19 protein-coding genes are annotated in these 23,734 nt (G+C 54.4%); 9 read left to right on the top strand and 10 right to left on the bottom strand.

Annotation, left to right across the window (positions count from 1 at the left end):
- The first annotated feature begins 2 nt into the window (after positions 1-2).
- From queD to WC772_05570, 5 genes are read left to right on the top strand one after another with little or no spacing between them, the layout of a single operon-like run.
- On the top strand, positions 3-356 hold the full coding sequence (gene queD / locus WC772_05590; protein ID MFA6170226.1) for a 6-carboxytetrahydropterin synthase QueD: 354 nt from the start codon (positions 3-5) through the stop codon (positions 354-356).
- On the top strand, positions 340-1,152 hold the full coding sequence (gene dapF / locus WC772_05585; protein MFA6170225.1) for a diaminopimelate epimerase: 813 nt from the start codon (positions 340-342) through the stop codon (positions 1,150-1,152). The genes queD and dapF overlap by 17 nt, the downstream gene beginning before the upstream one ends.
- Positions 1,145-2,308, top strand: coding sequence for an LL-diaminopimelate aminotransferase (locus tag WC772_05580; GenBank protein MFA6170224.1), 1,164 nt, complete (start codon positions 1,145-1,147; stop codon positions 2,306-2,308). Before dapF ends, WC772_05580 begins: the two co-directional genes overlap by 8 nt.
- Entirely contained in the window at positions 2,305-3,147 is an 843-nt protein-coding gene (locus tag WC772_05575) for a 4-hydroxy-3-methylbut-2-enyl diphosphate reductase (protein ID MFA6170223.1), read from the top strand. Before WC772_05580 ends, WC772_05575 begins: the two co-directional genes overlap by 4 nt.
- Before the next feature lie 36 nt (positions 3,148-3,183).
- The gene (locus WC772_05570; protein ID MFA6170222.1) at positions 3,184-4,680 is read left to right on the top strand and encodes a phosphodiester glycosidase family protein; all 1,497 of its coding nucleotides are present in this window, start codon (positions 3,184-3,186) and stop codon (positions 4,678-4,680) included.
- Between the two features lie 102 nt (positions 4,681-4,782).
- Here WC772_05570 and WC772_05565 read toward each other — a convergent pair whose 3' ends face one another.
- The 7 genes from WC772_05565 to priA form a co-directional block, all read right to left on the bottom strand.
- Entirely contained in the window at positions 4,783-5,097 is a 315-nt protein-coding gene (locus WC772_05565; GenBank protein ID MFA6170221.1) for a thioredoxin family protein, read from the bottom strand.
- A gap of 123 nt (positions 5,098-5,220) precedes the next feature.
- Positions 5,221-7,317: an anaerobic ribonucleoside-triphosphate reductase gene (nrdD, locus tag WC772_05560; GenBank protein ID MFA6170220.1), complete on the bottom strand. Its 2,097-nt coding sequence runs from the start codon at positions 7,315-7,317 to the stop codon at positions 5,221-5,223.
- Positions 7,298-9,397, bottom strand: coding sequence for an anaerobic ribonucleoside-triphosphate reductase (nrdD, locus tag WC772_05555; GenBank protein ID MFA6170219.1), 2,100 nt, complete (start codon positions 9,395-9,397; stop codon positions 7,298-7,300). Before nrdD (WC772_05555) ends, nrdD (WC772_05560) begins: the two co-directional genes overlap by 20 nt.
- Complete coding sequence (gene nrdR / locus WC772_05550) at positions 9,387-9,854, bottom strand: transcriptional regulator NrdR (protein MFA6170218.1); 468 nt, start codon at positions 9,852-9,854, stop codon at positions 9,387-9,389. The genes nrdD (WC772_05555) and nrdR overlap by 11 nt, the downstream gene beginning before the upstream one ends.
- A 109-nt stretch (positions 9,855-9,963) precedes the next feature.
- On the bottom strand, positions 9,964-10,911 hold the full coding sequence (gene fmt / locus WC772_05545) for a methionyl-tRNA formyltransferase (GenBank protein ID MFA6170217.1): 948 nt from the start codon (positions 10,909-10,911) through the stop codon (positions 9,964-9,966).
- Positions 10,908-11,396, bottom strand: coding sequence for a peptide deformylase (gene def / locus WC772_05540; protein ID MFA6170216.1), 489 nt, complete (start codon positions 11,394-11,396; stop codon positions 10,908-10,910). The genes fmt and def overlap by 4 nt, the downstream gene beginning before the upstream one ends.
- Positions 11,397-11,437: 41 nt before the next feature.
- Entirely contained in the window at positions 11,438-13,417 is a 1,980-nt protein-coding gene (priA, locus tag WC772_05535) for a primosomal protein N' (protein ID MFA6170215.1), read from the bottom strand.
- Positions 13,418-13,465: 48 nt separating this feature from the next.
- Here priA and WC772_05530 point away from each other — a divergent pair, with 48 nt between their 5' ends.
- Positions 13,466-14,293 carry an HD domain-containing phosphohydrolase gene (locus WC772_05530; protein MFA6170214.1) on the top strand — a complete coding sequence of 276 codons (828 nt, stop codon included), beginning with the start codon at positions 13,466-13,468 and terminating at the stop codon, positions 14,291-14,293.
- Here the strand turns inward: WC772_05530 and coaBC are convergent.
- From coaBC to gmk, 3 genes are read right to left on the bottom strand one after another with little or no spacing between them, the layout of a single operon-like run.
- Positions 14,276-15,442 (bottom strand): bifunctional phosphopantothenoylcysteine decarboxylase/phosphopantothenate--cysteine ligase CoaBC, encoded by a 1,167-nt coding sequence (gene coaBC, locus WC772_05525; protein MFA6170213.1) that lies wholly within the window; start codon positions 15,440-15,442, stop codon positions 14,276-14,278. The two genes, WC772_05530 and coaBC, sit on opposite strands and share 18 nt — an antisense overlap.
- A gap of 11 nt (positions 15,443-15,453) precedes the next feature.
- Positions 15,454-15,774: a DNA-directed RNA polymerase subunit omega gene (gene rpoZ, locus WC772_05520; GenBank protein ID MFA6170212.1), complete on the bottom strand. Its 321-nt coding sequence runs from the start codon at positions 15,772-15,774 to the stop codon at positions 15,454-15,456.
- Complete coding sequence (gmk, locus tag WC772_05515; GenBank protein MFA6170211.1) at positions 15,771-16,379, bottom strand: guanylate kinase; 609 nt, start codon at positions 16,377-16,379, stop codon at positions 15,771-15,773. Before gmk ends, rpoZ begins: the two co-directional genes overlap by 4 nt.
- Before the next feature lie 106 nt (positions 16,380-16,485).
- On the opposite strand from gmk, the gene WC772_05510 reads away from it, so the two are divergent.
- The 3 genes from WC772_05510 (at position 16,486) to WC772_05500 (ending at position 23,727) form a co-directional block, all read left to right on the top strand.
- The gene (locus tag WC772_05510; protein ID MFA6170210.1) at positions 16,486-17,574 is read left to right on the top strand and encodes a hypothetical protein; all 1,089 of its coding nucleotides are present in this window, start codon (positions 16,486-16,488) and stop codon (positions 17,572-17,574) included.
- A 36-nt stretch (positions 17,575-17,610) separates the two neighbouring features.
- Entirely contained in the window at positions 17,611-18,393 is a 783-nt protein-coding gene (locus WC772_05505) for a hypothetical protein (GenBank protein MFA6170209.1), read from the top strand.
- Between the two features lie 435 nt (positions 18,394-18,828).
- Positions 18,829-23,727, top strand: a complete 4,899-nt coding sequence (locus WC772_05500) for a DUF748 domain-containing protein (protein MFA6170208.1) — start codon at positions 18,829-18,831, stop codon at positions 23,725-23,727.
- The last annotated feature ends 7 nt before the right edge of the window (positions 23,728-23,734 follow it).

Genomic DNA, 23,734 nt, shown 5'->3' with positions numbered 1-23,734 from the left:
GCATGTTTGAACTAATGGTCGAAGACACTTTTGACGCCGCCCACGCCCTCCGGGGTTACGAAGGCCCCTGCGAAAACCTCCATGGCCACACCTGGCGGATCCAGCTCTTTTTAGGCGGGACCAAACTAAACAAGCTCGGCCTCTTGGAAGATTTCAAAGTGATCAAAAAAGGCCTGGCGGCCGCGCTGGACCAGTTCGACCATAAATACATCAACGAAACAGCCCCGTTCGATAAGATCAACCCAACCTCGGAAAATCTGGCGAAATATCTTTTTGAAATGCTGAAGAAACGTTTTAAGAACATTAATAAAATCATCGTCTGGGAGAGTGAAAGAACCTATGCCGCTTACTATTAACTTTACTAAAATGCAGGGCCTGGGAAACGATTTTATCCTGATCGACGCCCGAAAAGTTAAACTTGACGGCCTCGACCTCAAACAACTGGCGATCGATCTGTGCGACCGTCATTTCGGCGTCGGCGCCGACGGGCTGCTGCTGCTTTGGCCGTCGACCAAGGCCCATTACCGGATGCAGGTCATTAATTCCGACGGTTCGGAGGCGGAGATGTGCGGCAATGGAATCCGCTGTCTCGCCCGCTACGCTTACGAAACCGACCAGTTGACCGAAGAAGTCATCTCCGTGGAAACCGCCGCCGGCACCCTTCTGCCGGCGATCATTAAAGAGAACGGCCGGATCAGCGGCGTGGAAGTCGATATGGGAGAACCGAAAGAAATTAAAAATGAAAAATTAAAAATTAAAAATGACATTTTCGAGATAACTGAAGTTTCGATGGGGAACCCGCACGCGGTAATTTTTGTTGATGACCTGGAAGAGATCGATCTTGGATCGATCGGACCGGAGATTGAAAATGATCCTCACTTCCCCAACCGGACCAACGTTGAATTTGTTAAAGTTATAAGTGACAAAGAGCTCGAGGTCCTGGTCTGGGAACGCGGAGCGGGCGAAACGCTCGCCTGCGGAACCGGCGCCTGCGCGGCACTGGTCGCCGCCAACCTGGCCGGCAAGACCGGACGGCGCGCCCTGGTCCGGCTCCCCGGCGGCAACCTCGATATCGAATTGGGCGAGGACGGACATGTTTTAATGCGCGGCCCGGCCGAAACCGTCTTTGAAGGAAAATACGAACATGAATAAAGCAAAAAGGCTCGAGAAGATCCCGCCCTATCTCTTTGTTAAGATCGAAGAGAAAAAGGCCGAACTGATCAAGTCGGGAGTCGACGTCATCGACTTCGGGATCGGCGACCCGGACCTACCGACCCCCCCGCATATCTTTAAGAAGATGCACGAAGTCCTGGAAACCAAAGAAGCGGGGAATTATCCTTCCACAAAGGGAGAACTAACTTTTCGCCGGGCGGTCGCCGACTGGTACAACAAGCGGTTCGGCGTCCAATTAGACCCGGTTAGCGAGGTCTGCAGTCTGATCGGCTCCAAAGAAGGGATCGCCCACCTCTCTTTCGCTTATATCGATCCGGGCGACATCGCCCTGGTTCCCGACCCGGCTTATCCGGTTTATAAGATCGCCACAACGCTAGCCGGCGGGGAAGCTTATGATCTGCCGCTGACTGCGGCCAATGGTTTTTTGCCGGACCTTGAAGCGATCCCCGCCCCGATCCTAAAAAAAGCCAAGCTCCTTTATATCAATTATCCCAACAATCCGACCGGCGCCGTGGCGGACCTAACTTTCTTTGCTAAAGCAGTCGCCTTTGCTAAACTGCACAAGCTCCTATTAGTCTCCGATCTCGCCTACTCCGAGATGGGTTACGGGTTCAAGCCTAACAGCGTCCTGGAAGTTCCGGGAGCCAAGGATGTAACGATCGAGTTCCATTCGTTATCCAAAACCTACAACATGACCGGCTGGCGGATTGGGATGGCGGTCGGCAACCCCGAGGCGGTCCAATCTCTGGCAACGATCAAGTCCAACATTGACAGCGGCGCTTTTAAGGCGATCCAATTCGCCGCGATCGAGGCATTATCGGCCGACCAAAAATGCGTCGCCGACAACAACGCGATCTTTGAAGAACGGGCAATCGCCCTGGTCAAAGGGCTCAATTCGCTCGGCTGGCAGATGGCCGACCTGAAAGCGACCTTCTACGCCTGGGTCCCGGTCCCCAAAGGCGAAACTTCTTCCTCGTTCACCGAAAAACTCCTGGAAAAATGCGGCATCCTGGTCGTCCCCGGCAGCGGGTACGGGACTTCCGGCGAAGGGTACGTCCGCTTTGCCGTCACCTTGCCGAAAGAACGGATCGAAGCGGCGATCGAACGGCTAAGAAACGCCAAGATTCTAAAATGAAGGTCCTCGTCGCCAAACACGCCGGCTTCTGCATCGGGGTGGAACGCGCCTTTAAAATAGCCCTGCAAGAGGCCGGGAATAAGCCCCTTTTCATGCTCGGCAACCTGGTCCACAACAAACAGGTCGTCGACCGGCTTAAAGCGCAAGGCGTTATCAGCGTCTCCGCGCTAAGCGAGATCCCGCCGGGAACGTCCGGAACCCTTCTTATTTCAGCCCATGGAGTTTCGCCGGAGATCTACGCCGAAGCGGAAAAGCTCTCCTTGAAGATCGTCGACACGACCTGCCCTTGGGTCAAAAAAGCCCAAAAAATCGCCTTTGACCTGGGGAGGAGAGGCTGTCAGGTAATCATCGTCGGCGACCGGGGGCACGCGGAAGTCAAGGGACTGCTCGGTTGGAGCCGGGGACACGGGATCGTGATCCAAAATCTTTCCGATCTGGAAAAACTTTCGATCGACAAAGAAACCTGCCTGGGAGTGCTCGCCCAAACGACCCAGGCGGAAGAACGCTTCCAACGCCTGACCGCGGAATTAAAACAAAGGCAGGCCGCGGTTGAAGTCCACAATACGATCTGCGGCGCGACCTCGCAACGGCAAAATGCCGCCGCCCAGCTGGCCAAACAAGTCGAGCTAATGCTGGTCATCGGCGACAAGATGAGCGCCAACACCACCCGGCTGACGGAGCTTTGCGCTCAAACCGGCACGGAAACCCACCAGATCGAGACCCTTCAGGAAATGAACAAAGAGTGGCTGAAAAACAAAGTCAAGATCGGCGTAACCGCCGGCGCTTCCACTCCGGAATGGGTCACCAATGAAGTGCTCGGCTTCTTGCGTTCCCTTTAATTGTGTTATAATACTATCCGAGTAAAAAAATAAGCAATGAAGAGAATTTTATCTTTTATAATTGCTTTCGTCGCTTGCGCCGCCCTCTCCCTCGCGCAAGCCGAACGCCTGGAAAAGATCCGGCTGGGTTACTACCCGGACAGGATCAGAGCGGTCTTTGACTTCAACTCGATCTTCAGTTACGCGCCGGAAGAAAGCAAGGAAAAGATCGTCCTCCATTTTCCAAACGCCGAAGCGAGCCGCGACATTCCAAGCTACGTTGAAGTCAACGACGTCATTATCCGCTTTTTTGAGGTCGAAAAAGAAGAGAACGGCCTGAAGATCAGCATTCCTTTGGGCGAACCGATCCCCTACAATATTTTCGCCTTGACCGAACCCTACCGCCTGATCGTCGATTTCGACCGGGAATTCACCAATCTGACTTCCGGCGGCACCATCATCGACGGCGTTGAATCGCTGACGGTCAACAAAGGGACCCAGAATGGACGGGTCATCGCCCAGGTCCTGAAGATCGATCCCACCAAGGCCGAGATCTCTCCCGCTCTGGCCCGCAAGCACAAACCGAACGTTCTGGAATCGTTCGCCGGCGCGGTCACCCCCTGGGACGAAAAAGACAACGACAAGGGGGACCAGCACTTCTTCCGCGCCACGGTCGGCAGTATTGCCGAGGAACAGGGAGCGGTCGCCGCGATCAACGGGACCTATTTCGCTTACAACGGCAAGCCACTGGGGACCCTTCTTGTCGACAAAGAACTGGTCTCGACCCCCATCTACGACCGGACGGCGCTGATCATCTCCGACGACGGCAACGCCTACATCGACAATATCATGATCGAATGTTATTTCAATTCCCCGGCCAACGAACGCTTCGATATTACCGGGGTCAATCAGGGGATCAAGGATAATTCCGTTATCATGTACACCCCGGCCTGGGGAGAAAAAACCGGGGCCGGACGCGGCGGCGTGGAATTATCGGTCGTTAATTCCAAAGTCGCCGGCATCGGGCTGGCCAACTCGACCATCCCGCAAGACGGGTACGTCCTCTCAACGACCGGAACGGTCAGCCAGGTTATCACCGAAAAATTTAAGATCGGCGATCCGGTCGATCTCCATATCAGGGTCATTCCTTACATCAGCTCGCCCAGCACGATCCTGCACATGATCTCCGGCGGCCCCCGGCTGGTCAAGAACAATCAGGTCTATGTTTCAAAAAATGAGGAAAATTTTAAGGCCGACATCGCCAAAAGCCGGGCGGCCCGGACCGCCGTCGGGATCACCAAAGACAACAAGATACTGCTCGTGACCGTCGACGGCCTGCCACGGCAAAAGAAAAACCGGAACGAAAAGAGCAGTATCGGCATGACCCTGGAAGAGCTGGCGGAATTAATGATCAACCTCGGCGCGATCGAAGCGATGAACCTGGACGGCGGCAGTTCGACCACCATGTGGATCGACGGTAAGATCGTTAACCGACCGGTCAACGGCTATTCCTCACCAGTCAGCAACGCGATCGTTATCAGGCCAAAATTATAATCAACAAAAAAGGAAACCGCGGCGATATTGCCTGCCTACCGGTAGGCAGGCCGCAGGTTTCCTTTTTAGGCCTTATTATTAACCGCGCAATTAATTGCGCGGTTAATTGATTTCTTTAGGACTAACCACCGTTTCGGTGACAAATATTTCCTTGAACTCTTCCGACAGCGGAACTTTGCCGTCCCAGCGTTTAACGATATCGGCCTGATGTTCGATCACGGTCGCCGGGATTTTGGTCACGCTGTAAAAAGCCCCTTCCGCCAAACCATCCACCGTTTCCATGTCAAAAAATGATAGTTTTACCTGGCTGTCGTTAATATTCCAGCGGCCGAAAAAGGTCTCAAACTTCTTCACCGTCGTCTTGCAAAACTCACAGCCCGGTTTCCCGAATACTTTTACTTCCAATTGCTTTTCCATCTTTCTATCCCCTTTCTAAATTAACACCCGCGGCTAAACGCCGCGGTTATGCACTCAACTAATCTTCAACAGGAACCGCGAAGTTTATTCGCAGGTTCCTGTTGTTTTCTAATTATACACTAATCACAGATCGGCAGAACGGTAGCGGTCTTTTAACTCTCCCATTTTCCCTTTGTTCCAGCCGGGGACCCGGGAGAAATAACCGGTGATCCTAGTGATCCCTTCGATATTAGCCGAGCTGCAGTGCGGGCAGCGATCGACCAGCCCTCTCGTCACTTTGCCGCAGTCATCGCAAGCGGTGAATTCCGGCGAGAAAGCGATCTGGGCGTTATCGGTGTTCTTGAAGGTCTTAATGACGAAGCTGGCAATCGACTTGGCGTCGGGCCGCGATTCACCCAGCCAGATATGGGTCAAGGCTCCCGCGTCGATCAACGGATGGAAAAGCCCTTCCTGCTTGACCCGGTCGATCGGGCTCATCTTGTGAGCGACATTGATGTAGGTCGAGTTCGTATAATATATCTCCGACCCTTCATAGTTTCCCTTAATGACGGTCGTCGACTGGGTCGGGAATTGCTGGAGGTCGAGCCGGGCAAAGCGGTAAGCGGTCGATTCGGCCGGGGTCTGTTCCAGGACAAAGTGCAGGTCGTACTTTTCCGACAACTGCTGGCACTTGAATCTCATGTAGGAAATGACCTTCAAACCAAAACGGACCGCCTGGGGGTCCTGATGCAGTTCTTTGCCGGTGTGGAACTGGACCAGCTCGTTAAGCCCCAGGATCCCGACCAGTTGGGTGACCCGGCGCAGGCGCAGATAAGCTTCGCCGTCCCGTTTCATCGCCAGCAGCGAAAGCGGGCCATTGGCCCCTTCCTTGAGCAACGCTTCGATAAAGCGCCGTTTTTCCCGGTGGGCCTGGGCGACGAGCTCCAGTTTCTTGTCGATCTCTTCAAACAACTTTTTCTCGTCCCGGTTCGCCAGGTAGGCGATCCGCGGGAGATTGACGGTCACGTTTTGGATCGCCGAATAGCGCATCCGCCACGGCTCTTTGGCGTCCTGCAGATCGGAATAATCAAGCTTGAACGAAAGGCGGCAGCATTCCGAGATCTTGGCGGTCTCCCCCCGGTCAAAAACGAAATAGGTCGTCCCTTTTTCGGCCGCGACCTGGGAGATCAGCTCCAGGAAAGTCTCGTGACCCGGAGTGGCAAAGAACTTTTCGGTCATGTGGACCAGCGGCTTGGGAAAGAAGAACGGACGGCCCGCCCCATCCCCTTCCAGGTAGACCTCGAACATCGCCGTGGCAAAAGCCTGGGCTTCGGCCTGGTAGTCGCCGTAAGTCTTGCCGGTGTATTGGCCGCCCGGCCCCATCGCCTGGACGGTTTCAAAATGTTTGGGGATCTCCCAGTAAACGTTCAGGTCGGAAAATAATCCCTGGCCGCCGCGCGCCACCGCCGCGGTCGAAAATTCCAGGATCAGCTGACGGGCAAGCTTGCGAATCTGGTCTTTGTTATAACCGACGATGAAGGGGGCGATGAAAATATTGACCGCGTCCCAGCCGATGGCGCCGGCAAAATAGCCGTGGAGCGCGATGGAAAACTTCACGATCTGCGAGATCAGTTCTTCCGGTTCAAAAGCCGGCTTCTCCATCCCCCGGGCGTCCGGCAGGTCGAGACCGAATTTCTTCACGAATTCGATCGACTGGCCGCTGCAGTACGGGCGGTCGGCAAAGCCAAGGTCGTGCAAATGGATATCGCCGCGCATGTGGGCATCGGCGACCGGCAGGGAAAAAACATTGAGCAGGGCGAATTCTTTCTTAATGTTCTCCGCCAGGGTCAGGTTGGTCGCTTCCGGAGAGTGCGGGGTATTGGCGTTCTCCTTGTTCTTATGGAAAATGATCTTCCTAACGTCATAAACCGGGACCCCAAGGCGGGTATGTTTACGCCGCGCCTCTTCCAGCCCGTATTCCAAAAGTTTGACGTCGACCAGTTCGCGGATCAGGGGAGCGGTAATCGTCTTGACCGCCATCGCCTTGATCTGCTTTTCCACTTCAATGGCGATGATCAGCGCGACTTCCGGCTTCAGTTCCGTTTCCCTGATCAGGGCGTCGATGATCCGGTCCCGGTCCCAGGCAACGATGTCGTCGGTCGAGGTCCGAACGAAGACCGAAAGATCGGTCGCTTCTTCCTGGCGCTGCTCAAGCGGCGCTTTAGCTGTTAACGTTTCCATTGCGATACCTCTCTTTTAGTTCGGCGAGCTTCCCTTTGTTCCAACCGGAAACGCGGGAGAAATAACCGGTGATCCGGGTGATCCCCTCGATATTCTCGGACTGGCAATAAGGGCATTTGTCGCGCAAGCCGCGGGTGATCTTGCCGCACTGGTTGCAGGAGGTGAATTCCGGCGAGAACGCGACCTGGGCGTTCTGGGTGTTGTGGAAGGTTTTGGTCACGAAATTAGCGATCGATTCCGGCGACGGTTTGCTCTCTCCGAGCCAGACGTGGGTCAAGGCACCCGCGTCGATCAGCGGATGGAACAGCCCTTCCTGCTTGACCCGGTCGATCGAGCTCATCGGGATCGAAACGTTGAAATAGGTCGAGTTGGTATAGTAGATCTCGCTCGTCCCGATCTTCCCTTTGACGACCCGGGCGGCCGCTTCCGGAAAATGCTCGAGGTCGAGTTTGGCAAAGCGGTAAGCGGTCGATTCGGCCGGGGTCTGCTCCAGGACAAAATGCATCCCGTACTTTTTGGTCATCTCTTCGCATTTGATCTTCATGTGAGAAATAACCTTCAACCCGAATTTGACCGCGTCCTGCGACTCGTGCATTTGCTGGCCTTTGTGGGCCTGGACCACTTCGTTAAGCCCCAGGATCCCCATCAGGTAGCTGACGCGGAACATCCGCAGATAGGGCTGGCCGTCCCGGTTCATCGCCAGCATGGAAAGCGGGCCGCGCTGACCGGCTTCCAGGATCTCGGTAATAAAGGACTTCTTCTGAACATGGGCTTTGGCCGCGAGCTCCAAATGCTGATCGATCAATTCAAAGAGTTTTTCATCGGAACCGCCCGCCTTGAAAGCTAAGCGCGGCAGGTTGACCGTCACGTTCTGCAGGGCCGAATAGCGCATCCGCCACGGCTCTTTGGCATCGTCAAGATCGGACTGCTCGAGCTTGAAGGAAAGCCGGCAGCATTCCGAGATCTTGGCGGTCTCGCCGCGGTCGAAAACGAAATAGGTGTTCCCCATGGTGGTCGCGACGTCGGAAATGTGCCGCAGGAACTTTTCGTGCCCTTCGGTCACAAAGAATTTCTCGGTCATGTGAACGAGCGGTTTGGGAAAGAAGAACGGCCGGCCGGAACCGTCCCCTTCTTTGTAAACGTCGAACAGGGCCCAAACAAAGCGCTGGGCTTCTTTAATATAATCGCCGTAGACTTTGCCGGTATATTCCCCGCCCGGGCCCATCGCCGGCACCTTTTCAAAATGTTTCGGCACTTCCCAATAAAGATTGATATCGGAGAAGATCGCCTGGCCGCCGCGAGCGACCGCCTGCTGGCTGTATTCGTAGATCATCATCTGGGCGATCTGCCGCACTTCGGCGTCGGACATCCCAACCAGGAAGGGGGCGAAAAAGAGGTTGACCGCGTCCCAGCCGATGGCGCCGGCAAAAACGCCCTGGAGGGCGGCCGAGAATTTTACCATTTGGGCCAGGAGAACTTCGGCGTGTTTGGCCGGTTTGGCGATCGAAAGGGCGTTCGGCAGGTCCAGCCCGAACTTTTTCACGTATTCGACCGACTGGCCGCTGCAATACGGCCGGTCAATGAAGCCAAGGTCGTGCAAATGAAGGTCGCCGCGCATGTGGGCATCGGCGATATCGGCCGAGAAGACCGAAAGGAGGGCGAATTCCTTCTTGATGTTTTCCGCCAGGGTCAGATTGGTCGCTTCCGGTCCGTGGGGAACGTTGGCGTTCTCCTTGTTCGGATTGAAGATTATGTTTTTGACATCGTAAAGCGGCGACCCAAGCCGGGTGTGTTTCCGGCGGGCGTCTTCGAGCCCGAACTCCAACAGTTTCACGTCAACCAGCTCGCGGATAAGCGGCGAGGTGACATTTTTCAAATTCAAATTTTTGATCTGGACCTCAACTTCTTTACCGATCATTTCAGCGACGTTTTGGTCGATCCCGGTTTCGCGGACAAGAGCCGCGACGATCTTCGCCCGGTCCCAGCCAACGATATCCTCTTCCGAGGTTCTCACGAACAACGCCAGATCGGTCGAATCATTCACCTTTCCCATTTTTTCTGCCATCAAATCAGTGGACATCTAAGTACCTCCCCGTTAATTCTTCGACTTCTCTTTGGAATTCGGAAACATGTTCAAACTTGCGATAAACCGACGCGAACCTAATATAAGCGACTTTGTCGATCTGGTGCATTTTTTCCATCACCATTTCCCCGATCTTGGAGCTCATTACCTCCCTCCCTGCCTCTCGATGTAAAGCTTTTTCCACTTCATCAACGATCGTTTCAATTGTAGCCAAAGAAACCGGACGTTTTTCACAAGCCCGAAGGATCCCGGTCATAACTTTCTGACGGCTGAATTGCTCGCGGCGGCCATCTCGCTTAATGACCAAAACTGGCCGCTCCTCGATCCGTTCGTAAGAGGTAAACCGCCCCCGGCAGGAAAGGCATTCCCGGCGCCTCCGAATCGTTACGGCGTCGTCAACTTCCCTGGATTCCAGGACCTTGTCTTCTAGGCTATCGCAAAATGGGCATTTCATCCCTCGACTCCTTGTCACCCTACTTAGCCTTAGTTCAATGGGTCATAGATTTAGGGTGCTGCGAACTTTATCACGCTACCTGTGGGGGTGTCAATAGTCGATTTTCCCCTTAATTGGGAAGGGTTTCGCCGATTTCTACGTCGTGGCCAGCGAGGAAACTGGCGCAGGACATGCGTTTGCCGCCATCTAGCTGTACTTCTTTGATCAAGAGATGCCCAAGTCCGGTGGCAATAACCAGTCCTTCTCCCTTAATTATAGCGACTATTTCACCGACTGTCCGGTGGGGAGCGATTTCCGGCAGGTCAACGGTCTGAACATTAAACAACTTCAATTGCCTACCCCTATATATGGTGTGGGCAACCGGCCATGGAAGGGTTCCCCGCACCAGATTAGCGATCTCGACGGCTGATTTTCGCCAATCAATGGCGCCGCTTTCCTTTTTCAGGGTCGGCGCATAGGTCACTTCGGCCTCATTCTGTTCGATCGACCGGACTTCCCCGGCTTCCAGCTTCGGCAATAAATTAAGCAGTAGCTCCTGCCCGGCGACAAAAGCTTTACGCAGGTAGGTTTCGGCATTGTCCTCCGGCGTGATAAGCACCGCCTGTCGCGCCAGGATCGGACCGGCATCCAGCTCTTCGGTTAGCCTAATTACAGTTACACCGCTTTCTTTCTCCCCATTGATCAACGCCCATTGGACCGGAGCGGCCCCCCGGTACTTTGGCAAGAGAGAGGCATGGAGATTAATAAAACCTAGCCTGGGAATAGCCAAGATGTCGGCCGGCAGGATCTGACCATAAGCGACAACGATACAAAGATCCGGCTTGATTGATTCCAATAGCGCCTTAAAAACCGGGTTGTTTCTTACCCGCTCCGGTTGTTCCAACGGTAAGTTATGATCAAGCGCGATCTCTTTAACCGGCGAATGCCCGACTATTTGTCCTCGGCCTTTCGGCCGATCGGGCTGGGTAACGACCAGAGCAGGAGTCAAGCCAGCTTTTAGCAATCCAGCCAAGACATCGGCAGCTGGTTCAGGGGTACCAAAGTAGACCAGCTTCATAGTAGTTCTTCCTTAGGCTCTTTCTTGGTCACGAATTTTATCAGACTGGGATCGCTTACCCGGTCGATCAAAACCTTGCCGTCGAGATGGTCGATCTCGTGCTGAAAAACGGTCGCCAGAAAGCCGGCGGCATCGACCGAAAGCGGCTGGCCGTCGCGCGACAACCCTTTCACCAGAACATGATTCGACCGTTCGACCGGAGCCTCAACCCCGGGAAGCGAAAGACAGCCTTCAACGTAGACCTGACAGCCGCTCCGTTTTATGACCTTGGGATTAACGAACGCGATTGGTCCGGCGCCGATATCGACAACGATCACCTGCAATGATTTGCCGACTTGGGGGGCGGCTAATCCGACCCCGGGAGCGGCATGCATTGTCTCGATCATCTCATCGATTAACCGGACTATTTCCGGGGTGACTTTTTTGACCGCTTTGGCCTTTTTCCGCAGGACCGGGCTTGGGAATTTAACAATTTTCAGCTTCATATTCATATTATATATTACATTATATAAGAAGAAAACCGTTCTTAGAGTAAATTCATCGGATCAATGTCAATCGTCAGCGAAACCCCTTCCGGCTTAAAATTATTTAATACTTTTTTAATAATCGACCGGCTTTCTTCCAACTCCCCTTTGATGAGCAAACGATAGCGCCACTCGCCATGCAGCTTACTGATCACCGCCGGGGCCGGGCCTAAGACCCCAGCCTTTTTGACCGCCAGGATCATCCGGCCGACCTCTTCCGCCGCTTTTAAAGTCCGCGCCGCCTCCACTCCGGTAAAAAGCAGGCTGATCAGTCGAGAGAACGGAGGGTAGCCAAGTTCCTGACGATGAACGATCTCCTGGCGATAAAATAATTCGTAGTCCTGTTTGGCGGCCGCCAGGATCGCGTAATGGTCCGGAGCATGGGTCTGGACAATCACTTTACCCGGTAACTTATGACGACCGGCCCGCCCAGCAACCTGGGTCAGAAGCTGAAAGGTATATTCGGCCGACCTAAAATCAGGCAAGTTAATAGCGGTATCGGCCGAAACCACGCCGACCAGCGTGACCTTGGCGACATCCAACCCTTTGGCGACCATCTGCGTCCCGATCAGCACATCGGCTTTCCCTTCGGCAAAGACCGAGAAGAACGCCTCGTGCGAACCCCGCTTGCTGACCGAGTCCCGGTCATAGCGGAGGATCCGGGCGGCGGGAAAAACCTCCGCCACTTCGTTTTCGATCCGCTGGGTCCCGGTCCCGAAATAGCCAAGGCTCGAACTGTTGCATTGCGGACAACCCTTTGGCGGCGCGACCGAATACCCGCAACGGTTGCAACGAAGCAGCTGATCACTGCTGTGGTAGGTCAGCGAAATCGAACAGTGCGGGCACTGGAGCGCGAAACCGCAATCCCGGCACTGAACATAGGTAAAATAACCGCGCCGGTTGATAAAAAGGATCGCTTGCTCGCCCCGCTCTAAAGTTAGGCGAAGCTCATCACGTAATTTCTTCGACAGCAAGCCCCCCCGCTCCCGGCGCATATCAATGATCTCGACCGGGGGGAGCGGCCGGGCATCGATCCGGTCGGGAAGCGCCAAGATCCGCAGGTTTCCCTGCTCCGCTTCGTAATAAGTTTCAACCGCTGGCGTCGCCGAACCAAGAACGATCGTCGCCTTTGTCAATGAAGCCAAGTAAGCGGCCGTTTCCCGGACGTGATAGCGGGGGGCATTGTCCTGTTTATAGGAGCGTTCATATTCTTCATCGATCACTATCAAGCCAAGATCGGTTGCCGGCGCGAAGAGCGCCGAACGCGCCCCAAGAATGATCTTCGCCTCACCGCTGGCGATCCGGTCCCATTCCTGCCGTCTTTTCGCGCCGGTCAGATCGCTATGGACCAGGGCGATCCCATCCCCAAACCTGGCCTTAAAACGCTGGACCAATTGCGGAGTCAGGGCAATTTCCGGGACCATCACGATCGAACTTTTACCCTGGGCAAGTGCTTGTTCCACGCTCTTCATGTAAACTTCGGTCTTCCCCGACCCGGTCACCCCGAATAAAAGGAAATGAGCGCCATCGCCGGCCGCTAACGAAGCGGTAATCGCGACAACCGCTTTGGCTTGGTCGGCAGTCAACTCTGGACCGGAAGTTGCGCCCTCTGCCTTAGCCTCGGCTTTCTGACTCCTTGGCTTCGTCTTTAAACTTTTAACGTCCTTTTTCCCGGGGGGCATCACCAGTCGCAGGGCGGAGAGCCGGAAGGAGCAATAGTATTCAGATATCCAATTGGCCAATTTAACCTGGTTTTCGTTAAACAGCGGTTTTTCGGTAATGATTTCCGCGATCTCCTTAACCTGGGGGACGTCCGCTTTTTCAACAAAGCCGACAACATAGCCAATCTCCCGACGCTTGCCAAAAGGGAAAACAACCGGTTGGCCAATCTTAATTGTCTGCTTTAGGTTTTCTGGAATGGCGTAATGGTAGATCTTGTCGATCCGTTCCGCCGCCTTGGAGAGAATCACTTCCGCGTACATGCAAAAATTATAGCTGAAATCCCTCGCTAAAGCGAACGATAGAAAAGAATGAGAACAGATAAAATCTTACCAAGATATGTCTTTATCGCCCATTTTGATCGGGCTCCGCTGCAACAACTTGCCCGGCAATACCGGATCCACGGGGAAATCCCCGCCCGGAATGAAGTGCTTCGAAGGCTTGGTCTGGATCTGGCCAAAATACCCGCCGAGTTCGGTTACCGCCTTTGCCAGGCAACCGACGCCGAATTCGCGGCCAGCGCCAGGAACAGCGCCGCTTCGCTGATCGAGCTTGAACAACACCTTCCCGTCCAGGAACGGGAAATATTATTGAAAGTTTTACACGCCAGCATCGCCGGACACCATTCAGCGACCGCTCAACATGAACTACGGGTCGCCAAACTCTGCCGGTGGCTGGGCGCGGCGATCGGCTTGCCGGCCAACAGCCGAACCCGCCTCTTTCAAGCCGGTTATCTGCACGATGTCGGCAAGATCATCGTTCCTGCCGCCAACCTCGACAGAGCCGGTTCGCTTGACCCGAACGAAAGCGACCTGATCAGGCGCGGACACCTTATCTTCGGCTATTATCTGCTGACCCAGTTCACGGCTTCCCGGGAAGCGGCCAAGATCATCGGTTTCAACCATATCTTTGACGGTAATACGCCCGAAGGTTTTTCTTTCGCGAATATCACGGTCGAAGGCCAAATCCTTTCCCTGGTCGATTATTTCGACGCGATAACCGAGCCCCGCAAATATCGGACGGAACATTACACGACTAAACAGGCTTTGACTTTTATAAAGGAAAGAGAAAGAGATGGTTTTCGGTACGATCGGCCGCTGGTAGCCGCCTTCGAGCAACTGCTAAAAAACGGCGTCTAGAATCTGATCGGCAACGATCAATTTGGCGGCGGATGGCAGGGCTAGCGCTTCTCCACTTTTCCCAATTAAGACGACCTTGGCCAGGTCATTGTCGAAATTTTCCGGTCCATTGGCAACGATCAGGTCCAGGTTTTTTTCGGCCAGCTTCTTTTTGGCGTTCCCGATCAAGTCCTCTGTCTCCAGGGCGAAGCCGACCACCTTTTTGTTCCCCTTTTGCCGGGCGACGGCCTTCAGAATATCAGGGTTTTCTTCAAGTTCTAAGGTCAGCCCAGTCTCTTTTTTGATCTTTGCTTTTTGGTTCTTAACCTTAAAGTCGGCGACCGCCGCGGCCATGATCACCGCGTCGGCCTCGTTTAGGTGTTCGAGGACCGCGGCCAGCAAATCCTTGGCGGTTTCAACTTTGATCGGCCTAAGATCCAAAGGAACAGGCAAGTTAACATTCGCGGAGATCAAGGTAACCGTCGCGCCGCGCCGCCTGGCCGCTTCGGCCAGAGCGTAACCCATCTTCCCCGATGAGCGGTTGGACAAATAACGGACCGGGTCAAGCGGTTCCCTTGTCCCCCCGGCGGTTATTAAAAACTTTTTCCCTTTAAGGTCCTGGCGCGGGACCAGCAACTCGACTATCCTGGCAACAATTTCTTCCGGTTCGCTCATTCTTCCAATACCGTTATCACCGCAAGCCAGTTTCCCTTCGACCGGGCCGATCGTTTCCCAGCCAAAGAGGCGGGCCTTTTCCACGTTGGCGACGACCGCCGGATTACGCCACATTTCGCAGTTCATCGCCGGGGCAAGCAGTTTTTTAGCGGTGGTCGAAAGGGCCATGGTCGATAAGGCATCGTCGGCCAAACCACCGGCGAGCTTGCCGATCACGTTGGCGGTCGCCGGAGCAATGACAATTAGGTCAGCCTTTTGGGAAAGAGCGATGTGTGGAACAGGCGTGTTGGCAATTTCTTGGGAGTAAAGGTCGAGAACCACCGGGTTGCCGGATAAAGTACGGAAGGTCAGCGGACCAACTAGCTGGGCCCCTTCTTTGGTCATGACGACCCAGATATCAGCCCCCAGGTCTTTTAAGCGGGAAACAATCGTCGCGGCTTTGTAAGCGGCAATACAACCGGTAACCCCGAGAATGATTGTCTTGCCTTGTAGCATAATTTCCGCCGTTATTTCTTCTTCTTCTTCGGTTTTTCGGGTTTCTCTTTGGCCCCCTTAGCTAACCGCTCGAGCTGGGAAGGCGCCGACTCATCATCATCGGCCACTAAAATTTCCTGCGGCTTTTTGCTGTCGGCGCTGGCAACCTTGATCCGGAACTTATCGGCGGCAATCTCCCGCAAGGAAGTGATCACCGGATTGGTCGGATCGAAGTTGTCGATGTACGGGAGTGACCCGTCGGCCACTTGTTTAGCTCTGGCCGAGGCGGCATTCACCAGCAAAAATTTGTTCTTGGCCTTGGTCAATAAATTATCAACTGATAGTTCTGTCAATTTAGCAACGTCCTTTCTTTTTCAACATTAATAATGGCCCGGATCTTGTCCGCGGCCGATTCGACCTTATCATTTACCACTATATAATCGTATTTTTCCATGACCTGCAGTTCGGCAATCGCCGCCCGCAATCGATAGTTCATGACCGCTTCGTCTTCCGTTTTCCGCTTTTTGAGCCGAAAAGCCAGAATATCGACCGAGGGGGGGATCAGGAAAATGAAAACGACCGCCGCTTTCATCGCCTTTTCGACCGCCTGCTTGATCGAGGCCGCCCCCTGGACATCAACTTCCAGGACGACCACGCCCCCTTTGCTCAATTCCTTTTCAACATAGGACCTCGGGGTCCCGTAATAACTGCCGTGAACTTTGGCCCACTCCAGCAGATCGCCTTCTTTGACCCGCCTGTCAAACTCTTCCTGGGTCACAAAGTAATAGTGCTCTCCGCTTACTTCGCCCGGTCTGGCCAGTCTGGTCGTCATTGAAACCGACAAAGCAAGATCCGGATTGGTTTTCATCAGCCGACGCACCACAGTTGATTTTCCAACCCCCGATGGGCCGGAAATGACTACCAGTAAGCCACGTTTGTGCCGCGCTTTTTTGGCCATTAATATATGTATTTTAGCATGTATTATGTAAGATTTCAACTGGCCGGGTTGACAAAGCCGGGGGTGCGTTCTATTATTACCCCACCTTAAAGGGGAGGTAATAATAATGAAAAGAATTATCGTGGCCTTTTCGCTCCTGGGACTCTTTGTTTCCAGTTCTTTTGCTATCCAGTCCGGTCTCCTGCCTTACGGGGTTGGCGCCAGGTATGCCGGAATGGGAGGAGCCGCCTCCGCGATCGTTGATGACATCACCTCCGCTTATTACAATCCAGCCGGGATCGTCAAATCCGGCCGGGTGGAACTGAAACTCGGCGCGGGGGCCGCGACCGACGGTCTGGCCGATATTCTGAAAGTGGCCGGCAACGCCTCCGATCCGGCCAAATTCATTGCCGACAATATTAATAATACCATTAACATCAATGGCGGGGTCAACGGTTTGATCGGGTTGAATATCGCCAAGATCGGGGTAACCATCCTGCCGCTGGGGAACCTTTCGCTGGTTAAGGTCCCCGGCTTTAACGGAGCGGCCAGCGCCCGTTTAGCCTACGAAGGAATTTTAACCATCGGCTATGGTTTATCAACCCCGGTTCTGCCGGTCGCGGCCCTCGACCTTGGCTTGAACGTTAAATACGTCGGTTCGGTCTTAGCGGGCAGTAACGCCGCGGCCAACAGCGCCGCCAATTCCATCACCAGTCTTTCGGGGATGGGTTTCGATCTCGGCGCCAAAGCCAAGATCGACACTTTCGCGATCCCTTTTTCCGCCGCGATCGTGATCAAAGATATCGGGGAATCGCTTAGCGGCAAGACCAAATCAAACACCACCACTTATGACCCGATCACCGGCACGACCAGCAACTCGGCCGACGTTGAAACCGATGCCAGCGCCACTTCGCCGACCACGATCGTCATCGGCGCTTCGACCACCATCCCCGGGATCGGGTTGAAAATCGCGGCCGATATCGACTCTGTTTCCGGTTCCGGCGCCTCTTATTCGGTCACCCATCTTGGGATTGAGTATCCGCTAACTGTCGTCGCTCTCCGCGCCGGCTATGTCACCGGGAATAACGGTAATATTTCTATGACTACCATCGGCGCCGGCTTTAATTTCTTTGGCAATCTCAACCTCGCCATGATCATGGACGGCAAAGACAGCAAAAACAATTCCGCAGTCTTTGACACCGGTTTCGCGTTCTGATATTCTTAGATTAAGACTAAATAAGGGGGAAAAGGTATGAAGAAATTGTTAAGTTTGGCTCTGGTTCTCGGTCTCGGCGCGATGTTAATGGCGGGGTGCAGTTCAACCAGCAGCCCGACTACCAGCGTCCCGACTTCCTATGCCGCAAGCAGCATCGGCGCTTTGGCTTCCACCGGTTTAGCCATTGACAACAGCATTTTGGATGTCGCCCCCTACGCCATGGCGGCAAACGGCGCCAGGGTCAGAATGGCCGCCCCGACCGCTCCGGCTTATGGCAGTGACAATTGGTGGACTTCGACCAATACCTGGACTTCGTCATCCTATACTTACACTTATAATTATAAGTTCAGGATCTGGAAATCGACCGGCAGTGAAATTACGACCGCGGCCGAACTTGATGCCGCCGACCATGACAATATCAGCAAGCTCTGGACCTATACCACTTTTGACACCACCTTGACCACGACTTCCGGCGCCGTGACAATCACTTACCAATTGGGCGAAAGCACCGACAAGCCGCTGAAATTCGAAGGGATCGGGAGCGCCTCGCCAACAATTGACGGATTGTTAAAATACAGCGGCGCTTATGGCGGAGAAAGTTTCAACATCAGTATGACCTACAACAGCCTAACGCTTAACGCCTCCGGTTATCCTTCGGGAACGGTTGATTTCTCCTTTAATGTCAGCGGCGGAGTAGCCTATGCCGGGACGATCACCTATGACGGGACCAGCAGCGCGACCCTCGCTTTCACCAGCGGCGGGAGCGGGACCTACACGATCAACCTGGACAGCGGGGTCGTAGCCGCGATGGTTGATTAGTCCCTGTCGTTCCTAAGTTCACTTAAGCAAGGCGGCCGAAAGGTCGCCTTGCTTTTTTATATCTCTATCACCCTCACCCAAGTATGAGGACCCCGCTAAGTTTTACTTTGCAGCTCTCCCTGCCTGCCGGTAGGCAGGTCCCAGAGGGAGAGGGACTAGGTTGCAACTAGTATGAATTGGAAGCCTGAGACAATATCGTCTCGGCTTCCAATTCAAAAATAAAACCCGGAAACCGCGGCGATACTGCCGCAGGTTTCCGTATTGCCGGATAATCTCCAAACGGCAACGGAGATAACCGCGACGTTCAGTCGCGGTCACGGAAACAACTTGGGTGAGGGCTGCCCACGAAAGCCTGCCTTGCTTTTTTATTGACGATAAGCTATATTTTATAAGCGTCTTTGAGGCGCTCCCACCGCAAAGGCACAACCAGCAACTATGCGCAAATACTTACTTATTTTAATCATCTTCGCCCTGTTTTGCGGCCCGCTGTACGGGTTCTCGCTCCAAGACTGGAAAAACTCGCTCGACATGTCCATCCGCAGTCAGGCGGAACAAAGCTTCTCCGACCTTTTCAAGAAGAAAGTCACGATCAAGGAGGCCGGCGGGATCGTCGTCGGCCAGATCGTCCTGAAAAAGGTCACGATCGAAGATATCGGCGAGGTCGAAAAGGTCGTTTTAACTTTTAACCCGGTCCAGTACGCCATCTCCAAAGGTGACATTATCCCTTCCTTGATCAAAATCAGCGTCAGCAACGGCAAACTCTCTCTCTCCCGCAACCGGGCCGGGCGCTGGAACATCGACGCGCTTCTGCCGAAAGCTAAAAATTCCGCCCCGCCACCGCCTTTCAACGGCCAGATCGTCCTCGATAACTGCGAAGTCGATTATCACGACCAGCTCGGTTTTAATAGGAACCCGGAAGAATTCCAAACCGTCGCCCGCGGCGTCAACGGCAAAATCGATCTGGGCAACAAAGCGCGGATCTCTTTTTCCGTCGGCGCCAATGTTCCGGAAACGGTCAAGGCGGTTGGCTACGTCAACTCAAAGAACGGTTATTATGAACTGAACGTCGACGCGCAAAAACTGCCGCTTTTAAAATGGGGGAGCTACACGGTCCCCCTCCCTGGTTTAGCCCCCCAGGGGGGACAAGTCGACCTGGCTCTGCGGATCACGCCGCCTAAAACAAAAGGGTGGGCCGCCTCTCTAAGCGGTAAAGCTTTCTTTTATAATTCTTCGGCCAAATTCAACAACTACGAGCTGACCGGCGTTAACGGAAAACTTTTTCTGGCCGACGAAAGCCTCGCCTTCCAGGGGATCAGCGGGCGCCTGAACGGCCTGCCGGCGACGGTCAGCGGGCGCTTCACTGATTTTTCCAGGCAAAAATTGGATCTGACCGTTACCGTTAAAGACGGCAAACTTGAAAGCCTGACCGGCCTCTTCCCTGAACTAAAAGAGCTCAAAGGAAGATTTAACGCCAGGCTCTTTCTTTCCGGCACGGTCGCCGCCCCGCTCCTCACCGGCTCGCTTACCGTGCCTAACGGCCGCGCCTACCAACAGCCGTTTTCCGGCTCCGCCGCCATCGCCTTGGCCGATAAAGTTTTCCGGGCCGACCTGCAAAACGCCCTTTACTACCGGGGACAAGTCAGCGGTTCGGTGATCATTATTTTAAACGGCGAACCCGGGCTCGATCTAAAACTCGCCATCAACGCGCTCGATCTTTCGGCCCTCTCCCAAAAAACACCGGGGATTGAAGGATTAGCGTCCGGACAATTGGAGCTGACCGGTCCCTTTCCACGGCTTAAAGGAAATTTGGCCGTCAAATTAAACAGGGGCTCGGTTTTCGGCCAGCCGATGGAGTCGCTAAAAGCCGACGTCCAGATCAAGGATGGGGACTTTATTCTCGACCGATTAGCCGGCGAAGGCGAGCAGGCGTCTTTTACCGCCAGCGGCCGGGTCAAAGAACTGCTTTTCGATCTTCAGGCCGAAGCTGACGGACTTCAGCTTTCCGGCCGGGGAATTTTCGGCCCGATGAAAGCGAACCTCAATCATTTCAAAGGTCGGATCGGCTGGAAGCTGACGCCGGCGTTCCTCGCTTCCCCCCTGCGCAATATGACCGCCGTCGGAGAAGCCAGATTAAGCGGCGGGCGGATCGGGGACCAGCGCTTTGACCTGGCGGAAGGGTTGATCGAAATCGATCACGGTAAGATCAAGGTTGAAAATGCCGTTCTGCAAAAAGGCGACTCCCGGCTCAATATCGCCGGACAGACCGGGATCGGGACGGAAACAAACCTCGCCGTCTGGACCAACGGCTCAAACCTGGATGATTACCGCCTGCTTAATTACTTCCTGCCGGAAGAGCTGAAAAATCCGGTCGGCCGTTTTACCGCCAGCTTTGAGGTTTTCGGCTATCTGCCGCCGGAGACCAAGATCACCTCGATCGACAGTTTGCAGGCCCTCAATTTCAACGGCCGCCTGGCCCTGACTGACGGAAAGATCGCGCGGGCGCCGGTCAGCCGGGGAACAGCCGGTCTCGCCTGGCGCAATCGCGCTTTTTATCTTGCCGACGGCCGGCTGGAAGGGCCCAAGCTTCGTCTTAATCTGAATATTGAGCTCGTCCCCGGCAAAAACCTCAAAGCAACGATCGCCGGAGTCACCGATCTTGGGCTTTGGCGCGAGTTTACTTATCGCTACGGCCGGCTGGAAGGAGAGCTCGGCACGACCGTAAAGCTGGAGGGACACCCCGATAAACCGAATGTCGCCGCGACTTTTTGGGCCGACCAGCTGGAGTACAACGATCTGTTCCTTGATCGGATCGAAGGGAGCTTGTACTTCAGTCAAAATAAGCTGCAAACCCTGGCGCCGATCATTTTCCGCCGCGGCCGGACCGCTCTAGCGCTCAAGGGAAGCGCCAATCTTAATTTTAACCAGCCAAGCGAATCCGATCTCGACTTCGACCTGGAAACCGAGAAAGCCGAGGTCGCGACGGTCTACAAACTGATCGAAGGGATCAGAAGCGAAGCTTACCGCTGGGGAATCACCGCCAAGAAAAAAGCGGCGCCGCAAATATTTTCGTTGACCGGCCTCGCTTACAGCGCGCAAAAACACCAACAAGGGAAAACGATCTGGTACAGCGCCGATCCGACAAAACCGAATTTTTTGCGCGGCTGGGAAACGATCCGCCGGGAATTCGAAAAAAAAGCGGCGATCACTCCGACCGAAAGCCTGACCGGAGAAGCGGACGGACGGCTTTCGGTCCAAGGGAAGGCGGGCAATCCCTCCGGCAACTTACAAGTCCAGGTTAAAAAAGGAGGGTTCAGCGGCTTTCTTTTCGATTCCTTGTTCCTTTCCGCCTCGCTTAATAACGGACGGGTGGCGGTCGACAAGGCGATCATGGCCAAAGAACGGGGGAGCCTCAATGCCGCGGGCGAATTCAGCCTGGCCGGCAAACTCGGCCTGGAGGTCAAAGCCCGGGAAATGCCGCTCGATATTTTAAGCGTCGTCTTTCCCGGCAAAAATTTCAAGGGCTCTTTTATTCTTGATTCAACGATCGGCGGCTCGCTTAACGCGCCGATCGTCGCCTTGTCCGCCGGGGGGAAGGATAACAGCGCCGCCGGCGCCCGCTTTGATTCCTGGACGGCCGTGATTAATTATAATGCCGGCCGGCTGACCATCGGCCGCTTGCAATTGCAAACCGATAAAGACCTTTCCACCGTCGAGGGCGAAGTGCTTTTCGGCGCGCCGACTAAAATCAATCTGCGGGCCGACTTAAACGGCGACGGGTTCGGGATCATCAATCTTTTTAACGACCAGGTTACCTGGGTCCAAGGGAAGGCCGGTTTGACGCTGCGGGCGAACGGCTCTTTAAACCAGCCGAGGCTCAACGGCACGATCTTCCTGGAAGACGCGGAAGTTAGGCTTAATTCCCTGGCCTCCAGTCTGAAAAGCCTGAACGGCCAAGCACTAATAATCGACAGTCTGGTCAGTCTCGAAGCGCTGACCGCCCTTTGGACCGGCGAGCGGACCAGGAATTATCTAAACCCGCTCGGAGCGGCCGGCTACGTCGATCTGGCCCAAGCGCTCGGCGACCAGCCCAGGGTCGGCCTAAATCTGACGATCAGCCCGACCTCAATCTTCGCCGCTTTCCCCAACCTTTACATCGGCTCCCTTCAAATCGACCGGCTCACCCTCCATGGGCCGCTCGCTTTCGACCTAAGCGCCGGCCCGACCTTAAGCGGCAAGATCAATATCGACAACTCGGTCGTTACTTTGTCAAAATCAGGCGGTAATTCTAAGCAAGTTCCCTTTCAATTCGATCTGGAAGTCAACTTGAACAAAAACGTTTACGCCGTCATGGGCGATATCGGGACGCTCGACTTAAGCAATATCTTCATGAACCTGGAAATCGAAAGCCGCGGGCTCAAGATAACCGGCGATATGCGGGCGCCGACCCTCCTCGGACGAGTTCAGGTCAAACGGGGAACGATCAATCTCTTGAGCCGCGAATTTAGACTTCTCACTCCCGACCAACAGCAAAAATATTTCCCTTATTCCGAGCAGTCCGAGGAAAACCTCGCCATCTTCACCGGGGGAAAAGGAACGGAAGGCTTTTTGCCCCAGATCGCTATCACTTCCCTGGTCAACGTCGAAGACCAGGAAATCGGCGCCGACGGCGCCCCGAAAAAGAAAAAGGTCGCCATTGTCGCCAAGCTCAACGGGTTGATCGGCTCTCAAGACAAGACCCGCGGACTCAAGGTAAATTTATCCGGTTTTGTCGAGGACAAGAGCAAGACCCCGTCGGAGATGGTCCCGGCCAATTATTCGGAATCGGATCTAAGGGTCTTACTCCTGCCCGATTTTATCAGAGGCCTGACCGGCGTTAAAACGGGCGGCGAAAAGGGGCAGGACGCCGTCGAAACCAACGTGGTCGTGGCCGACTTCGTCAGCAGCCGGATCCAAACCATTCTCTTCCGGGGAGTGGAACGGGAAGTCGAACAAAAACTCGGATTGGAAAGCCTAACTTTGGAATATAATCTTGGGCCCAAGGTCAGGGAGGCAATGGGAGTCAAAGACCCGGTCGGCCTGCAGCAGGAAGGGACGCCGGCCTGGAGCGTCGGCTTCGTCAAAGGCTTTTTCGACCGCCTTTTTATCGACGTCCGTTACGCTCAAATCAAAGAGCCGACGATCTCCGGCGCGGCGCAAAATTCCTTCAACTATCAATTAACCTTCAAAATCAATCCTATTTGGGCTATAATATATTATCGGGAGCCGTTGAACCTGAACGAACCGGCCACCGGATATCAGAAGATCACCCTAAAAGCTGGATTCTATTTTTGGTAAAGAGGTT

The organism is Candidatus Margulisiibacteriota bacterium, from assembly GCA_041661965.1.
GTDB lineage: Bacteria > Margulisbacteria > WOR-1 > O2-12-FULL-45-9 > XYB2-FULL-48-7 > XYB2-FULL-45-9.
Note: the sequence above shows the minus strand (reverse complement) of the source record. Positions and strands in the feature narration are given on the sequence as shown.

Excerpts from the sequence above, each read along its gene's own strand:
- queD (MFA6170226.1), top strand. The coding sequence starts at position 3 with ATGTTTGAACTAATGGTCGAAGACACTTTTGACGCCGCCCACGCCCTC.
- dapF (MFA6170225.1), top strand. The coding sequence starts at position 340 with ATGCCGCTTACTATTAACTTTACTAAAATGCAGGGCCTGGGAAACGAT.
- WC772_05580 (MFA6170224.1), top strand. The coding sequence starts at position 1,145 with ATGAATAAAGCAAAAAGGCTCGAGAAGATCCCGCCCTATCTCTTTGTT.
- WC772_05575 (MFA6170223.1), top strand. The coding sequence starts at position 2,305 with ATGAAGGTCCTCGTCGCCAAACACGCCGGCTTCTGCATCGGGGTGGAA.
- WC772_05570 (MFA6170222.1), top strand. The coding sequence starts at position 3,184 with ATGAAGAGAATTTTATCTTTTATAATTGCTTTCGTCGCTTGCGCCGCC.
- WC772_05565 (MFA6170221.1), bottom strand. The coding sequence starts at position 5,097 with ATGGAAAAGCAATTGGAAGTAAAAGTATTCGGGAAACCGGGCTGTGAG.
- nrdD (MFA6170220.1), bottom strand. The coding sequence starts at position 7,317 with ATGGAAACGTTAACAGCTAAAGCGCCGCTTGAGCAGCGCCAGGAAGAA.
- nrdD (MFA6170219.1), bottom strand. The coding sequence starts at position 9,397 with ATGTCCACTGATTTGATGGCAGAAAAAATGGGAAAGGTGAATGATTCG.
- nrdR (MFA6170218.1), bottom strand. The coding sequence starts at position 9,854 with ATGAAATGCCCATTTTGCGATAGCCTAGAAGACAAGGTCCTGGAATCC.
- fmt (MFA6170217.1), bottom strand. The coding sequence starts at position 10,911 with ATGAAGCTGGTCTACTTTGGTACCCCTGAACCAGCTGCCGATGTCTTG.
- def (MFA6170216.1), bottom strand. The coding sequence starts at position 11,396 with ATGAAGCTGAAAATTGTTAAATTCCCAAGCCCGGTCCTGCGGAAAAAG.
- priA (MFA6170215.1), bottom strand. The coding sequence starts at position 13,417 with ATGTACGCGGAAGTGATTCTCTCCAAGGCGGCGGAACGGATCGACAAG.
- WC772_05530 (MFA6170214.1), top strand. The coding sequence starts at position 13,466 with ATGAGAACAGATAAAATCTTACCAAGATATGTCTTTATCGCCCATTTT.
- coaBC (MFA6170213.1), bottom strand. The coding sequence starts at position 15,442 with ATGCTACAAGGCAAGACAATCATTCTCGGGGTTACCGGTTGTATTGCC.
- gmk (MFA6170211.1), bottom strand. The coding sequence starts at position 16,379 with ATGGCCAAAAAAGCGCGGCACAAACGTGGCTTACTGGTAGTCATTTCC.
- WC772_05510 (MFA6170210.1), top strand. The coding sequence starts at position 16,486 with ATGAAAAGAATTATCGTGGCCTTTTCGCTCCTGGGACTCTTTGTTTCC.
- WC772_05505 (MFA6170209.1), top strand. The coding sequence starts at position 17,611 with ATGAAGAAATTGTTAAGTTTGGCTCTGGTTCTCGGTCTCGGCGCGATG.
- WC772_05500 (MFA6170208.1), top strand. The coding sequence starts at position 18,829 with ATGCGCAAATACTTACTTATTTTAATCATCTTCGCCCTGTTTTGCGGC.